The sequence below is a fragment of the Leptolyngbya sp. FACHB-8 genome (assembly GCF_014695575.1).
Lineage (GTDB): Bacteria > Cyanobacteriota > Cyanobacteriia > Elainellales > Elainellaceae > Vacuolonema.
Window position 1 is genome coordinate 116,556 of record NZ_JACJOO010000048.1, and the last position, 15,048, is coordinate 131,603.

General features: G+C 52.1%; 13 protein-coding genes. 9 read left to right on the forward strand and 4 right to left on the reverse strand.

Features of this window, described 5'->3' with window-relative positions; translation table 11 throughout:
* The first annotated feature begins 3 nt into the window (after window positions 1-3).
* From H6F91_RS10745 to H6F91_RS10785, 9 genes are all read left to right on the forward strand, one after another.
* Complete coding sequence (locus H6F91_RS10745; protein ID WP_190775152.1) at window positions 4-384, forward strand: response regulator; 381 nt, start codon at window positions 4-6, stop codon at window positions 382-384.
* Between the two features lie 15 nt (window positions 385-399).
* Complete coding sequence (locus H6F91_RS10750) at window positions 400-1,356, forward strand: GAF domain-containing protein (protein ID WP_190775151.1); 957 nt, start codon at window positions 400-402, stop codon at window positions 1,354-1,356.
* Between the two features lie 221 nt (window positions 1,357-1,577).
* Entirely contained in the window at window positions 1,578-3,749 is a 2,172-nt protein-coding gene (locus H6F91_RS10755) for a CHASE2 domain-containing protein (protein WP_190775150.1), read from the forward strand.
* Between the two features lie 66 nt (window positions 3,750-3,815).
* Window positions 3,816-5,138 carry an AAA family ATPase gene (locus tag H6F91_RS10760; protein WP_347280027.1) on the forward strand — a complete coding sequence of 441 codons (1,323 nt, stop codon included), beginning with the start codon at window positions 3,816-3,818 and terminating at the stop codon, window positions 5,136-5,138.
* Between the two features lie 132 nt (window positions 5,139-5,270).
* Window positions 5,271-6,212: an aldo/keto reductase gene (locus H6F91_RS10765; protein ID WP_190775149.1), complete on the forward strand. Its 942-nt coding sequence runs from the start codon at window positions 5,271-5,273 to the stop codon at window positions 6,210-6,212.
* Between the two features lie 233 nt (window positions 6,213-6,445).
* A complete protein-coding gene (locus tag H6F91_RS10770; protein WP_242035729.1) occupies window positions 6,446-7,213 on the forward strand; it encodes a lysophospholipid acyltransferase family protein in 768 nt (255 codons plus the stop codon).
* Between the two features lie 20 nt (window positions 7,214-7,233).
* Window positions 7,234-8,037, forward strand: coding sequence for an alpha/beta hydrolase (locus tag H6F91_RS10775; RefSeq protein WP_190775147.1), 804 nt, complete (start codon window positions 7,234-7,236; stop codon window positions 8,035-8,037).
* Window positions 8,038-8,155: 118 nt separating this feature from the next.
* Window positions 8,156-9,196: a fasciclin domain-containing protein gene (locus H6F91_RS10780; RefSeq protein WP_199307744.1), complete on the forward strand. Its 1,041-nt coding sequence runs from the start codon at window positions 8,156-8,158 to the stop codon at window positions 9,194-9,196.
* A gap of 88 nt (window positions 9,197-9,284) precedes the next feature.
* A complete protein-coding gene (locus tag H6F91_RS10785) occupies window positions 9,285-9,998 on the forward strand; it encodes a hypothetical protein (protein ID WP_190775146.1) in 714 nt (237 codons plus the stop codon).
* 317 nt (window positions 9,999-10,315) lie between these two features.
* On the opposite strand, the gene H6F91_RS10790 is transcribed toward H6F91_RS10785, so the two are convergent.
* The 4 genes from H6F91_RS10790 to H6F91_RS10805 form a co-directional block, all read right to left on the reverse strand.
* A complete protein-coding gene (locus H6F91_RS10790) occupies window positions 10,316-11,830 on the reverse strand; it encodes a GTP-binding protein (RefSeq protein ID WP_190775145.1) in 1,515 nt (504 codons plus the stop codon).
* 224 nt (window positions 11,831-12,054) lie between these two features.
* The gene (locus H6F91_RS10795) at window positions 12,055-12,339 is read right to left on the reverse strand and encodes an RNA-binding protein (protein ID WP_190775144.1); all 285 of its coding nucleotides are present in this window, start codon (window positions 12,337-12,339) and stop codon (window positions 12,055-12,057) included.
* 833 nt (window positions 12,340-13,172) lie between these two features.
* On the reverse strand, window positions 13,173-14,123 hold the full coding sequence (locus H6F91_RS10800) for an NAD-dependent epimerase/dehydratase family protein (RefSeq protein WP_190775143.1): 951 nt from the start codon (window positions 14,121-14,123) through the stop codon (window positions 13,173-13,175).
* 542 nt (window positions 14,124-14,665) lie between these two features.
* Window positions 14,666-15,013 (reverse strand): hypothetical protein, encoded by a 348-nt coding sequence (locus H6F91_RS10805; RefSeq protein WP_190775142.1) that lies wholly within the window; start codon window positions 15,011-15,013, stop codon window positions 14,666-14,668.
* Window positions 15,014-15,048 lie beyond the last annotated feature (35 nt).

The window sequence follows — 15,048 nt, forward strand, 5'->3', positions numbered from 1 at the left end:
TCTATGGCTCAAAAGATTTTGATTGTTGATGACGAACCTCATATTCGCCTTCTCCTGGAGCAAACTCTAGAGGAATTGGAAGATGAAGGTATCGAATTATTAACGGCATCCAATGGAGAAGAAGCTCTGGCCATTATTCAAGAAGAACGGCCCGAACTGGTCTTTTTAGATGTGATGATGCCCAAAATGAATGGATACGATGTGTGCAAAGCTGTCAAAAATGATGCAGAGCTTCAAAATATTTACATTGTCATGCTGACGGCGAAAGGGCAGGAAATTGACCGTCAGAAAGGTGATGTCGTAGGAGCCAATGTCTATATGACCAAGCCCTTTGACCCTGATGAAATTTTGGAGAAGTCTCAGGCCGTACTGGGTCTCACCTGATAAGAATTGAGCACTATGGCAAAAATTACGCTCAAGCGACTGATTCAAAGGGACCTCTCGGCTCTGTTAAATCCGGTATTGCAATTAGCTGATGCACCGATCGGGATTTATGACCAGGAGGGTAACTGGCTGAGTGGAGCTCGAGAGTCCGAGGGGGAGCGGTTTCCCGTTGAGGTGCAGGATGAGGTGTTGGGGTGGGTCAGCGGGTCTCCTGCTGCGAAGCAGGTGGCTCAACTGCTGACGGCCTTGGCGATCCAAGCCGTGGAGCGGCGATCGCTTGCCACTGAAGCCCTGGAGAAGTACCGAGAAATCAACCTGCTCTATAGCATTGCTGAGAAACTCACCAGTTGCCGTGAAGTAGACGAAGTGGTGAAGCTGGCTCTGGCAGAAGCGCATCGTCTGATCCGGGGTAGCAGTGCAGCCCTGTTCCTACTAGATGCCAAAACCCAGACCCTGAAGCTGATCTCCGTTTCGGGTCAATCAGACGTTGTGGAGCCTGTGCTAAAACCCGGTCAAGGAATTACGGGTTACGTTGCTGCTTCTAAAAAGCCTGAAATTGTGAATGATGTACTGGCTGATCCCCGCTTTGAGGCAAAAGAGACGGGTATCCGTGCCCTGCTCTGTGCGCCCATGCAGGCTCAAGAAAAAGTGATTGGCCTGATCAGTATTTACAATGATGAGCTGGGTAACTATCGAGCAGAGGAGCTAAAACTGTTGACGGCGATCGCCCTTCAAGCTGCTCCTGCACTGGAAAGTGCTCTTTTTCTCCAGCAAGAAATGGAAGCGGCTCGCAAGCGGGAGGCTGAGCTGCAGGAGAAGCTTCAGGAATTGCGCATTGAGATTGACCAGGCCAAGCGCGATCGCCAGGTGGCCGAAATTACAGAAAGCGACTTTTTCCAATCCCTCAAAAAGAAGGCAGAATTGATGCGAAAGCGGGTAGACTCCTCCAAGGAGCCTCCGTCCTTAATTTAAGTTTATATAGCTGAAAATTAGGATGGTAGTTGGCGCTTCGGATGAAAGCGTCATTGCTTTCAGCAACAAGGGTGCAGACGACGACACAAACCATCGGGGAATCGATACAAGAAGCCGTACGTCTACCTGTTTTCTTTCATGAAAATTTTCTTCTATAAACAACTAAAGCTCTGTCTAAAGTTGTGTGTCAGAATCATTACAGCACGCACGATTGAGTAGCCATGCTGGGAACTCTGCTGGCCGGGCGCTACAAAATTATTACTATTCTGGGGGCCGGAGGCTTCGGGCAGACCTATTTGGCCGAAGACACTCAGGAATCCCGACGTTGTGTTGTCAAACAATTTCAACCTGCCCTTCACGATAATCAATTTCTGGACGTAGCCCGGCGGCTGTTCCATACAGAGGCTCAGACCCTCAAGCGCCTGGGCAAACATGATCAGATTCCCGAACTCTATGATTTCTTCGAAGAGAATGAAGAGTTTTACCTGGTGCAGGAATATATTGCAGGGCACTCTCTAGCGAGTGAGCTGTCGCGACAGCACCGGCTGCCAGAAAATGGGGCGATCGCTCTCCTCCGTGACGTGCTAGAGGTTCTGCAATTCGTCCATCAGCACCAGGTCATCCACCGAGATATCAAACCGGGCAACCTGATTCGGCGGGAGCATGACGGCAAAATTGTCCTCATTGATTTTGGTGCTGTTAAGGAAATCGGCACGCAACTGTCTACCAGTATGGGCGGGATGACCAGCTTTACCGTGGGTATTGGTACCCAGGGCTATACTCCCAGCGAACAGTTGATGGGGCGGCCCCGGTTCTCCAGTGATATTTACGCCCTGGGCATGACAGCGGTACAGGCCGTGACTGGGCTTTCCCCATCCCAACTGCCTGATGACCCCGATACATTAGAAATTCAATGGAAAGATAAGGCCCTCATCAGCCCTAGTTTCGAGTTTGTCCTCGATCGCATGGTGCGCTATGACCACACCCAGCGTTATCCCAATGTGGATGATGTTCTGAATGCGCTGGATAAACTGGCTGAATTGCCTACGAATCTGACGGAAGTGCCCCGAGATCTGCTGCTGCCAGAGTCTTTGCGGGGTCGCGACTACACCATGCCATTGCCGCCTGAAAGTTGGCGGCAGATGGTTGTGGCCGGGGCTAAGGCGATCGCGATCGCGGCCGTTTCGGTCAGTGGTCTGCTACTGGGTATGCGCCAACTGGGTTGGATGGAGCCGTTAGAAGTCGGCGTATTTGATCAAATGACCCGGTTCCAACCCACGCCCGAGCCTGATCCACGCCTATTGGTTGTCGAAATTACCGAGGAAGATCTACGGGCCCTGAAACGGGCAACGCCATCTGATCAGACTCTAGCCAATACCATTAAGACGCTCCAGGCTTCAAAGCCCCAAGTCATCGGGTTAGATTTGTTGCGGGATCTCCCTCAAGAACCGGGTCAGGCTGAGCTATTAAAACAGCTGAAGGCGAATAACGTCATTGCTATTACCAAACTGGGCGATACCGAAGCGGATCAAATTCCACCGCCCCCTCAAACTCCACCTGAGCAGGTCGGGTTCAACGACTTTCCCATCGATGCTGACAAGGTCATTCGACGTAACCTACTTTTTGCCTCAACGGCTGATCAAAACTATTTTTCGTTTGCTACCCGATTGGCTCTGAAATACCTAGCGGCCCAAGGCATTGAGCCACAGCCGCTTAGCTCAGAAGATCCTTATCAAATTAAACTGGGGCAAGCTCAGTTAACGCCCTTGAACTCCACCTCCGGGGGTTATCAGAATTTAGACGATCGCGGTTATCAAATTTTGCTGCGCTATCGTCAGGCTGGCAGCCCGGCTCGTATGGTGAGGCTGACGGATGTCTTGGATGGCAAAGTTCAACCCGATTGGGTACAGGGCAAGATTGTACTCATCGGTACTACCGCCCCTAGTGCTAAAGATTTGTTCTACACGCCCTACAGCGCGGGGGAGCAGGAAGAACACCAGATGGCCGGGGTGGTTGTCCACGCTCAGATGACGAGCCAATTGCTCAGTGCGGCTTTGGGGGAGCAGCCTCTATTCTGGTATTTCCCGGACTGGGCAGAGGGGCTCTGGATCGTGGGTTGGGCCGTGGTCGGTGGCGTGCTGGGTTGGTTTGTTCGCAACCCCTTGCTGTTAGCGGGTAATACAGGCCTCTGGCTCCTGGTGATTGTTGGCGGTGGGTTTGTGCTGTTTACCCATGGTGGCTGGGTTCCCGTGGTGGCTCCGGCGATCGCTTTTTTCCTCACAGATGGAGGTGTCGCTGGATTCCGCATTCTCCGCCACTATCGCCGTCATAGTTTGCCTGTTCTCTGGCCAAAAATTGAAGCCGACCAGTTGACACGTACCCTGCCGAAGTAGGACAAATGTTCTAAGTGCTTTCGTGCTGATCTATTGGCTCGTTCTTTCACCCCTTCGATCTATCCCGTGGATTCTAAGACCCAGGTTTCTGCAACTCGTTCCACGGCTGATGTGCTGCCCGGTATTCGCTTGAATCGGCAGCAGAAAAAGGCGTTGAAGGCAATGGAGGGGTTCGTTCAGAGCCGAGAAAAGCTGTTTTTGCTGACGGGTTATGCAGGGACGGGCAAAACTACGCTGCTGCAAGCCCTCATCAAAAAGATGCGGAAGCAGGGCGATCGCCGCCGCATTGTTTTCACGGCCTTCAGTAACAAAGCGACCAAAGTGTTGCAGAACATGGCCGAGTCTTGGGAACTCAGCATCGACTGCATGACCTGTTGCAAGTTGTTGGGTTTGCGGCCTGACATTGACCAAACTACCGGCAAGCAGGTCTTTCAGCCAGATCGAGACAGCGAGAACCTGATCGAGTCCTACCAACTGGTGGTAGTGGACGAAGCCTCGATGATCAACGCCGAACTGTGGCAACTGCTAAACCTGGCCGTGATGGATCTTCTCAGTAAAACTCAATTACTCTTTGTCGGAGATATCGCCCAGTTGCCTCCTATTGGGGAGCCCGAATCTCCGGTCTTCAATGAGATTCATGAGCGGGTTGATCTAACGGAGGTCGTGCGGTATGGAGGTGCGATCGCCCTGCTGGCTGAATCTATCCGTAATAACCTGCTGCAACGGGATTTGCCCCAGTTTGAGACGGATGTGAATGGCGATCGCACCGAGGGTGTCATCGTTTGCCAACGCTACGCCTGGGAAAAGTTGATGATCCGTGCTTTTCAAAGCGATGCGTGCAAAGCCGATCCGGATCATGTTCGTGCTCTGGCTTACACCAACCGCCGCGTTGATTACCTCAATCAGCAAATTCGGCGTGCGATCTACGGTGCAGGAACCCCTCGCTTTGTAGAGGGCGAACGTCTGGTTGCCAACACCCCCTATTTGTGGGGTGAGAGCGTCATTCTGCAAACTTCTAGCGAATGTGAAGTGCTGGAGGTCACCACTGCCCAGCATGGCCCCTGGCAGGTCTGGGTGCTCCAGGTGCTGACAGATGAAGGTAAACGCCGCACCGTCAATACCCTCCATGAAAGTAGCCTGGGCGAGTTTCAGCGGCTTCTCGGCCTCTATGCTCAGGAAAAACGTTGGGGCGAATTTTGGGACCTGAAAGGCCTTTTTGCGGACTTAAATTATGCCTACTGCCTGACCATCCACAAATCTCAGGGCTCTACGTTTCAAAATGTCTTTGTCGATGTGCCCAACGCATTGATCAACCAGAATATCCGCGAGCGCAATCAGTTACTCTATGTTGCCGTTACGCGTGCTGCTCGAAGGCTCTTCATTTATTGATGAGTTTCATAGGCTTAGTTCGTTCGTATCGCGTCTGTCCTGCACACTCCATCCGGACTGAACAAATGGATAGATACCTATCTCGGCTCTTCCCGCTACACTGAAAAACGTAAAGCAATATTACGAAGCTCTGTGCAGACTATCACGCTAACGGGTGGCCCCACCGTTCCGGCTCTGGGAATTGGAACCTGGGCCTGGGGTGACAAGTTTTTCTGGAGTTACGGCAAGGATTACGACACCGAGAGCCTGAGGCAGGCTTTTCGGGGAGCGATCGCCGCTGGAGTAACTTTTTTCGATACCGCCGAAATTTATGGTCTGGGTGAATCAGAGCGGTTACTGGGGCAATTCATGCAGGAAACGGATCAACCTGTACAAATTGCGACCAAGTATTTCCCGCTGCCTTGGCGGTTTGTGGGAGGTGCTGTGGCGGACGCCCTGACCGCTAGTTTGAAGCGGTTACAGGTGGCGAGCGTGGCGTTGTATCAGGTCCACTGGCCCTTTGACTTTTTTATGGGGCAACAGACCTTGATGGATGCTCTGGCGGATGAGGTTAAGCAAGGGCGCATCCAATCCATCGGGGTGAGCAATTATTCATCGGAACAAATGCAACGGGCGCATGACGCGCTTGCGAAACGAGGAGTGCCTTTGGCCGTCAATCAGATGCAATACTCGCTGCTGGCGCGGCAGATTGAGCGCAATGGGGTGATGCAGGCGGCGCGCGATCGCCAAATCACCATTCTGGCTTACAGCCCCCTGGCCCAGGGTTTGCTCACCGGCAAATACACAGCCGAAACCTACACTCCACCGATGGGTGCCCGTCGTCTTGATCCTCGCTTTAGTCCGGATGGTTTACGTAAGTTGGCTCCGCTCATCGATACCCTGAAGCAAATTGCTGATCAGCGTGGCAAAACCCCTGCCCAAGTCTCTCTGAACTGGCTCATTGCTCAAGGGAATGTGATTCCCATTCCGGGAGCTAAAACGATCGCCCAGGCTGAGCAGAATGCAGGGGCTCTAGGGTGGTCTCTATCTTCCGACGAGGTCGCCCAAATTGCTGCCGCAACGGAGCAAGTGTAGAGCATTGATGTTAGGTGTGCAGGCATCTAACAAAGTTAGGACTGGCGTATTTTTATGGTGAGCTTCGCCCACTATAAAAATGCGTCAGTCCTAAAACTAATGCCAGGTAGGACATTTAACGCTCTGTAAATCTTCCTTGCTATTTGGAGCCTTTTATACTTTGGATGCACCATAACCCCTGGTTGAATGTGGTTTGATCAAAACGATCCCTCTTGGGGTGCTCTGGACGTGTTATGACTGGTGGTCATTCCTCTATGTTGCTGTCTCCCCTGCTATCCATTCCCATTGATCCGCTTTCCTGTTCAAACTGGATTCTCTCTGCCTCGGGCGTTGAGGTATCGGTGTATCACCGGGAACGGTTGCCCCGCACCAAGCGCGTGTTAGTGGTCAGCAATCATCGCAGCATTATGGATGCGCCTTTGCTTATGAAAGCACTGGGGCGGCCTGTGCGATTTGCCTGTCATCACTACATGAGCCAGGTACCCGGTTTGCGCGAGATTGTAACGGCGCTGGGCTGCGTACCCCTGGATGAGCCCGGGCAGCAGAAAAGTTTCTTTCAACGAGCCGAGGATCTGTTGCGATCGCAACAAGCCGTGGGTATCTTTCCTGAAGGAGCTAAACCCATGATTCAGGTTCCTCCGCGAGATTCCTTCAACGAATTTCATCGGGGGTTTGCCCACCTGGCCCTGCGGGCTGAAGTGTCGGATCTGGCGGTGCTACCCATTGCGATCTCCCCCTCCCAGGAAAGCCAGAATCCGATGGCCCCATTGCAACTCTTCCAATGGTTTGACCCATCGGAACCGATGTTTCAGCAGCCAGGTTGGCATCCCCTCGTGCTGTACCAAAAAGTACAGGTTTTCATTGGCAATCCCATTTGGATTTCTGAAGAACAACATCAGCAATACAACGGTAAACAGGCTGGGCGTCTTGCTAAAGAACTGACCCGGGCATGTAACGATGAAATAGCCGACCTATTACGCAAGAGCCGTTACTTCCGCTAACCCATTTCTCCGTATCCTGAATGACTGCGCTGACTTCCTCTCGATTTCTGCAACTGACACCTCCTCGTTCGGACGTCCCACTGTTTGTTTTTTTACCTGGGATGGATGGGACTGGGAAGCTCTACCGGAACCAGTTGGGACTACAAGCAGATTTTGATGTTCGGTGTCTATCCATTCCGCCCGATGATGTGTCGAGTTGGGAAGGGCTGGCCCTGCAAACGGCCCGACTTATCAAGCAGGAGAAGGAAGCCAATCCTGGCCGTCCGGTTTACCTGTGTGGTGAGTCTTTTGGCGGGTGTCTGGCTCTCAAATTGGCGCGCTATGTGCCGGATAGTTTTGACTATTTGATTTTGGTCAATCCAGCATCATCCTTTAGCCGCCAGTTTTGGATGCGTTATGGCTCGGATCTGGCTCGCTTAATTCCGCCCCCCTTGTTTAACCTGTCAGGTTATGGTTTGGTGCCCTGGTTAATTTCCATTGACCGGGTATCTCCAGAAAATCGTCAGGCACTTTATGATGCTATGCACTCGGTCACTCAAGCCAGTGCTGCCTGGCGGCTCTCGCTCGTGACCGATTTTGATTTGGATGCGTTGCCTCTGCACCGATTACGGCAACGGACCCTGGTTATTGCAGCGGCTCGCGATCGCCTCCTCCCCTCTGTTGATGAAGCGAATCGTCTGATCGATCGCCTGCCGAATGCCCACAAAGTTGTCCTACCTCACAGCGGTCATGCTTGTCTTCTAGAAACAGACATTTGCCTGGCCCAAATTCTCAAGGCCGAGAATTTTTTCGCTCCAGAGGCAGAGGCGAAACTCCTCCGCTAAGGGGATATTCAGGTTTATCCTCTTCACAAAAAAGTAATTCTGCTTACCATAAGGGCGTGATGTACTTCACGAACCTTTACAGGTGCATTACGAACCTTTACAGAATTACGGAGGTACTATGGCCCACCAACGTTTAACCCTCAAACAGCTTGCTCTAGCGGGTTTATGTGGTTTCGGTCTGGCAACAGTCTCGGCCGTTGCAACTCCCGCTCCCTCGTCTGCCCAATCTACGGAATCTACTCCCATTACTCAGGATTCCATGCCCATTCAAGCACCTGGTACTGTCGAACAACCAAGTGCAATCGAGCAGCCGGGTACTATACAGCAACCCACTACAACCCAACCGGGTACTGTACAGCAGCCTGATGTAATTCAGCAGCCAAGCGTTGATCAACCCAGCACCGTTCAGCAACGGGGTACCGTTGATCAGCCCAATACTGTCCAGCAGCCAAGTGTTGATCAACTTGGCACTGTTCAACAACCGGGTGCCATTCAGCAACCCAGTACTGGCCAAACTCCGAGTGTGATTCAGCCGGGTACTGTTCAGCAGCCGGGTACCGTTCAACAGCCGGGTACTGTTCAGCAGCCCAGTAGTGGCCAAACTCCAAGTGGGGTTCAACCCGGCACTGTTCAACAGCCTGCATCTGAGCAAACCCCCGGAGCCCAAACTCCCCCTGTGTCGCAGGAGCCGGGTAACCTGATCGAGGTTGCAGGTACCAATGGTTCGTTTAAAACCCTGGTTTCTGCGATTCAAGCCGCAGGTTTAGCAGAGTCGTTAGAAGGCAGCGGGCCTTTTACTGTGTTTGCTCCTACCGATGAAGCCTTTGCTGCATTGCCTCCCAATATTCTGAATGCATTGTTGTTACCCGAAAACCAGGATTTGCTCACGCAAGTTCTGTCCTATCACGTTGTGCCCGGGGCAGTCACCTCGGATGAGCTGACAACCGGTGGGGTTGAAACGTTGAATGGTGGCCTGGCGGTTCGGGTTGAACCCAATCAGGTGATTGTGAATGATGCCAGCGTCGTAACGGCGGATGTTCCCGCTAGCAATGGAGTGATCCACGCAATCAACCGAGTGCTGATTCCTCAAGGGCTGGTCGAAGAACTCCAGTCTCGGACGGCATCTTCTGACACTACCCAACCCGCACCTGGGCTGTAACTAACTGCTCTCAGAGCCAAAGGGGCGATCGCCGGGGAACCTATGCGATCGCCCCACGTCTCCTGATCTATGCATTGAGAGCAGGATTATGCAGACGACACGCATCTGGCAGCCGACCGCTGCTCTGTTTATGGCCCTTGGGGTTTCCGCTTCCGCTTCACTGCCCCTGGTGGCCAGTCTACCCGCTGCGGCCCGCGAATCGTATCAAGTTGCTCAGCTATTTCAAAATCCCAGTCGCCAGGTTGGATTGCCTGCGGGGACTGAGATCCCGGTTCGCTATGATGCTGCTGAGCGTGTCATTGTGGCGCCTGGAGAAACGGTAGAGTTAGAGCTAACGCTGGCAGAGGATCTGCGCTCTTCTCGGGGGACTGTCGTACTGCGCGAAGGCAGTATTATCCGTGGGGAATTGCGCCCAGTGGATGAGGACAACGAGGACGAAGGCACATACTTTGTGGCCTCAGAGGTGGTGCCTGATGGCACCGATCGCGCCATTCCCCTGGTCGCGTACTCCGATGCCATTACCGAAACTCAAACTATTGACCGTCGCACCAACCCCGATATTTTGCGCGGTGCCGCTATTGGGGCTGCGGCTGCGGCTGTATTGTCCGAAATTTTTGGCAGCATCGATTTTTTAGAGGTGCTGGCAGGAGCTGGTGTTGGGGTCTTAGGAGAAGTTCTGATTCGGCGTAACGAAGAGGTCGATGTTTACGTCATCGAACCCGACACGGACCTGGATTTGCGGCTAGAGGAGGACTTTGTCTTGAGCCGTAGTTCTTCCGGTTCTTCCACCAGTCTGCGTTAGAGCTAGTAACTCTCATTTTGGAATCCGGCCCGAAAACCGCTCGCCTAACGCGAGCGGTTTTCGGGCTTTAAAGCCGAGAGTTGCTGCGTTAGAGGACTTATTGCAGACAGGGCTGACGCATTCTTGTTATGTGTGGTGTGCTTTGCACACCACACATAACAAGAATGCGTTAAATATGGACTGGCGTAAGTCCTAACAGCAATAACCTCATTCAATTTTTTGGAGGGGCGTGCTTTGCGCCCCTCCAAAAAACTGAACCCGGCTCAGGTGAAATAGGTGTGAGGAGTTTTGATACGGGTAAGATTTATGCTTTGCCCCTATTGCTTATTGTCCAGACGATCGCGAATGGGAGTAACGACGTGAGCGATCGCTTCCTGAACAAACAGTTTAATAAACTCATCTCGGCGGTTTAGCTGAAACTGCTGTTCGACCACCTCGCTCATCCCGCCATCGCCCCAGTCCTGATCCCGCCGGAAATATTCAATAAAGCTCTTGCCTGCAATGCGAATCAAGTAGGCGGCCGTGGCCCCTTGAATGGCACGGCCTACGAGGAATGTCGCTACATTTGTCTGAAGGGCAAGGGATAGCAATTCCATCGCCCCTCGAACAACTCCCAGGCTTACCAGCGTGCGAGCCAGTGAGACGGCCAGTTCTTTGCCGCGCTCCAAATTCATCTGGCAGCCGTACACCTCGCCAATTTCCACGACCATCTGGGCATTGACTGCGGCGGCGGCGAGTAAATCCACCATGGGCAGGGGCATCACCGAAACTACCCCAGCTCCAATCCATTGGTAGCGATCGACAATGGCTTCAGCCTGTCGCCGCCGCTGGGCGTCCAAAATTTGTCGCGCCTCTTCACCTAGCCGCTGTGACTGTAGCAAGATGTTGTCGGCAATCAAATCTTCCCCTTCGTCCCGCAGGATGGCGGCCATGCGGCGCAAGAGGGGGAGAATTTCGGGAGCGGATTGGAAGCGATCGCCGCTCTCCAACCGCACCTCTGGCGGGTTGGCAGCCACAGCAATGACGTCCACCGGAGCAATGAATCCCTGCACCCGTTGTTGCAAGTGCAGCCGAATGGCCTCCAGTTCCTCGGTCGTAAACAGGTCTGTTTTGTTAAATACCAGGATGGAGCGTTTTCCCATAACGGCGAGCGATCGTAGGGGATCGTACTCCGACTTCCGCAGGTCGTTATCGATCACAAACAACAGCAGATCTGCGTTGGAAGCCATCTCCCGAGCCTGTACCTCTCGCCCGGTACCTGCCACTCCTGCTTCCAGGATGCCAGGTGTATCGGTCAGCCAAATTTCGCGTTCCACGTGAGGCAAGCGAAATTTGTAGGTTTGGGGTTGAGTAGTTGTTCCCATGGCCGCACCGACCTGCCCGACCATCTGCCCCAAAATGGCATTGACCAGGGAGGTTTTACCTGCGGAACCCGTGCCAAATACCACGACCCGAATTTCCCCACGAGCCAAGTAGGCTTCAATTTCGCGACTGCGCTCCTCAAAAGCCTGACGGGCTACTTCGTCTTGAATTTGATCGACTTGCTGCCGCACAGCCCGCAGGTTTTCTGCCGCTGCCTCGGCTTTTACCTCAGGCACTTGAGGCCGTTCCCGAGGGCGTTGGGGCCGAAAAAACAGGTACGCATAATAGCCGAGAGCTGCCAGCAAAATGGCAATCAGGCCCAGAATAACCCATAGTGCCAGATCCGCCAGGACAGGTGAAAGCCCTGCCAGACCCGCATGAAGGCTTGCCAGAGTACTAATCAGCCAGAGCAGAAGCCCCAGCATGACGAGTAAACCTACAATAATTTGCAGCAGCCGTGAACGCGACATGGCATGGAATAAACACGAACAGGTAACCTGGAGCCACTTAAGATCCCGTTCCAGTCCAATAACTGGATGGGATGCGGAAATCAGCTATCCACACCAGGACCTGCTCAGATTATCGCGCAGCCTACCCTTTGCACAACGCTCCGCCGGAGGACAATGGCGCTGTACAGCGACCATCGTCGATTTTGACGATGGCATTTATGGGAGGTTGGCGATCGCCCTAAATTCTACGAGAGGTTTTCAACCTTTCGCACAGGACGATTGTTCAATTCACGTGGCTTAGCCTTATTGACCTTAATTTCACGCCCTAGCCACTGAGCACCATCTAATTCTTCGATCGCTTGATCTTCGTTAGCATCTTCCTTCATTTCAACGAAGGCAAAGCCACGCTTTTTTCCCGTCTCGCGATCGGTCGGAAGGCTGACTCGAACGACTTCTCCATATTCAGAGAAAACTTCGCGCAGGTCCTCCTCAGTTGCCTGAAAAGACAGGTTTCCAACGTAAATAGTCACGGCGCTCTCCAAACCTCGATACAAGAAACAGCTCGGAATGAACTGGCAGAAATGTATATGGTTATACTGCTTTAACGCAAACCGAACTTTTCATTCGCTGACATCATAGCTGATCCATTAAAAAATGGCAGTATTCTGTTAATAAACATCGCGCCAATTTACCTAAAAATAATTCAGGTTATTTATCAATTTCTATAGGGGTTCAATATAGGCATGAGCCATATAGCGTTTTTAACAAAAAATTTAGGTGCAAAGCTCTAACAGTAGCGTCTCTAAAAACTGGGGTTAACAACCAGTTAAGAACTAAACCACCTCTAAGACACTTTTCTATATCAGCATTTGAAGATAGAAATCTGACAGCTAATTAGTTCCTATAAGAACATCTATAGTATTTCCCGACCGAGTGAGGTACGAGAGATGGATGTGGGCGAAGTTCTACATCCATCTCTCGTACCTCACTCGGTTGGAAAGGATTATATGGAATGTTCACCCTGCGACAAACTGGGTATCAAACCGATAGCTTGGTGAGGCACAATCCCAACTTTATTGTTCGCCCACCTAACCAACCGAGAGCATCGAACCAAGCTCAATACTCTCGGCTTTGCCTGACAAATACGATCTCTGGTTCAAGAAGTATCCTATGCAGTAGTGCAGCGCACTACTGCATAGGATACTTCTTGAACCAGACTTGTATAGAGCAGTGTGCAACTGCGTTACTTCAGTACGGTGGTGTAGGTCGCTTAGCGACCTACACCACCGTACTGAAGTAACGCGCAAAGCGCTATAAAGGGGTGCCTTTGGATTGATAGCGTTACTTCACTACAACGTGAGCTTTACCGATACAACGCTTGAATCCATTGCCATTCCTGGGCCAGCCCTTCTGCCAGTGTTACTTGGGGCTTGTATTCTAACATGCGGGCTGCTTTTGACGTATCGGCGGCGGTGTGGCGCGCGTCCCCCCGAGCCTGCTCAATATGCTCCCGCTGAATTGGAATACCGGTAATTTGCTCCAGGGTGTCAATGACATCCATCAAAGCAACTCGGCTGCCACCCCCAATGTTGAAAACTTCTCCTGCAACATCAGGAGAACTGGCTGCGGCTAGATTAGCGGCGATCGCATCTTTGACAAAGGTATAGTCCCGTGTTTGCTGACCATCGCCATAAATCCGAATAGGACGGTTTTCGAGAATGGCTTTCATAAACAGATGAAAAGCCATGTCGGAGCGTTGGCGAGGGCCATAGACCGTGAAGTAGCGGAGGGACACCACCGGTACCCCAAAGTTATGGGCATATAGACGGCAGAGATGCTCGGCGGCTAGTTTCGTAATGCCGTAGGGAGAAACCGGGCGAGGGCACAGATCTTCACGAGTGGGAAGGGTTTCAGCATCACCGTATACAGAGGACGACGATGCAAACACAATGCGCTTCAGGTTTGGAGCCTCTTTTGCTGCTTCCAGGAGAATTTGAGTCGCATTCACATTGCGCTCGGTGTAAAGTCGGAAGCCTTCGCCCCAACTGGCTCGTACTCCCGCTTGAGCGGCCTGGTGGTAGACAACATCAACGTCCTCCAGCAAAACAGACCAATTCAGGAGTTCCATGCTGGCTTCGATGAGTTGAAAGTCAGGATGGGCTTCCGCTGCCATAATATTTTTTCGCTTCAGAGCAGGGTCGTAGTAATCGTTGAAATGGTCAATCCCGATCACTCGCTCCCCTTGCTCCAACAGGGCTTCGACCAGATGCGATCCAATGAAACCAGCGGCCCCCGTAACTATGCTCGTACCCATTGAACCCACTCCCCAAAAGAAATCGGATGCAGCGCTTTCACAGGCCACATCCCTACAAATAAAGCCTGATTGTACACTTCGGCATCTCTTCACGGAAGCAATCGCTGGGACAGTGGCAAAAGTGCTCTAATACCAAATTTGGTTGAGTCGTATGGGGTGCGCATCTTGCCTACCGGGAAACTGAGCGGGCACAATGCTCACCCTATACGCGTTGCGGACAATGCTCGCCAATAGTAAGGTTCATGCCAAATGGCCCACTAGTACGCTGAGGCGGAAATCCATCACTTATGTTTTTGTGTGAGGTGCGAAGCACCCCACACAAAAACATAGGTCGCGAACTTAGGCCGCAGCTTACTAGATAGTCGGCCTACGTTTAGAGATGCGAGTGCTTGGCATCCTCACCTCTAAACATAGGTTGATTTTTAACACTGAGGGCTGGTAAGAGTCCGCAACCCGCTTTTGCCACTGTATACAGGGTGGCAAAAGCTAGACATGATGCAGAAGGAGCAGCTAGGAGAATTCTGCCTGTTGCCTACCGGGCTTCAACTTTCGCCCAGCAGAGACTCAAACTCGGCTTTAAGGGCACTGAAGTCAGCAACTCTTGCTACCAGAAGGTTTTCGGAACCTGCATCTTCTAAGCGACGTTTCCAGTGTTGTACTTGCTCACCATTGCGGAGCCAGAAAGCAATAACGCTATCTACCACGCGATCCAAATTCCATCCCCGCTCTTGTGGAACGGTTTCGATGGATTCTAGAAAGGCATCCAGGGTACAGCGATCGCTTGCTAAATAAGCTGCACCTTGCCGCTTCTTAGGGGTACTGGTATTGAGTTGATGGTTAAAAAAGGAGAGGACTGGGGTAATTCCCACAAAGTCAAAGGTATACTCCATAGTCAAAAGCAACCTATTATGAGGAACTTTAAAGA

Excerpts from the sequence above, each read along its gene's own strand:
- H6F91_RS10745 (WP_190775152.1), top strand. The coding sequence starts at position 4 with ATGGCTCAAAAGATTTTGATTGTTGATGACGAACCTCATATTCGCCTT.
- H6F91_RS10750 (WP_190775151.1), top strand. The coding sequence starts at position 400 with ATGGCAAAAATTACGCTCAAGCGACTGATTCAAAGGGACCTCTCGGCT.
- H6F91_RS10755 (WP_190775150.1), top strand. The coding sequence starts at position 1,578 with ATGCTGGGAACTCTGCTGGCCGGGCGCTACAAAATTATTACTATTCTG.
- H6F91_RS10770 (WP_242035729.1), top strand. The coding sequence starts at position 6,446 with ATGACTGGTGGTCATTCCTCTATGTTGCTGTCTCCCCTGCTATCCATT.
- H6F91_RS10775 (WP_190775147.1), top strand. The coding sequence starts at position 7,234 with ATGACTGCGCTGACTTCCTCTCGATTTCTGCAACTGACACCTCCTCGT.
- H6F91_RS10780 (WP_199307744.1), top strand. The coding sequence starts at position 8,156 with ATGGCCCACCAACGTTTAACCCTCAAACAGCTTGCTCTAGCGGGTTTA.
- H6F91_RS10785 (WP_190775146.1), top strand. The coding sequence starts at position 9,285 with ATGCAGACGACACGCATCTGGCAGCCGACCGCTGCTCTGTTTATGGCC.
- H6F91_RS10790 (WP_190775145.1), bottom strand. The coding sequence starts at position 11,830 with ATGTCGCGTTCACGGCTGCTGCAAATTATTGTAGGTTTACTCGTCATG.
- H6F91_RS10800 (WP_190775143.1), bottom strand. The coding sequence starts at position 14,123 with ATGGGTACGAGCATAGTTACGGGGGCCGCTGGTTTCATTGGATCGCAT.
- H6F91_RS10805 (WP_190775142.1), bottom strand. The coding sequence starts at position 15,013 with ATGGAGTATACCTTTGACTTTGTGGGAATTACCCCAGTCCTCTCCTTT.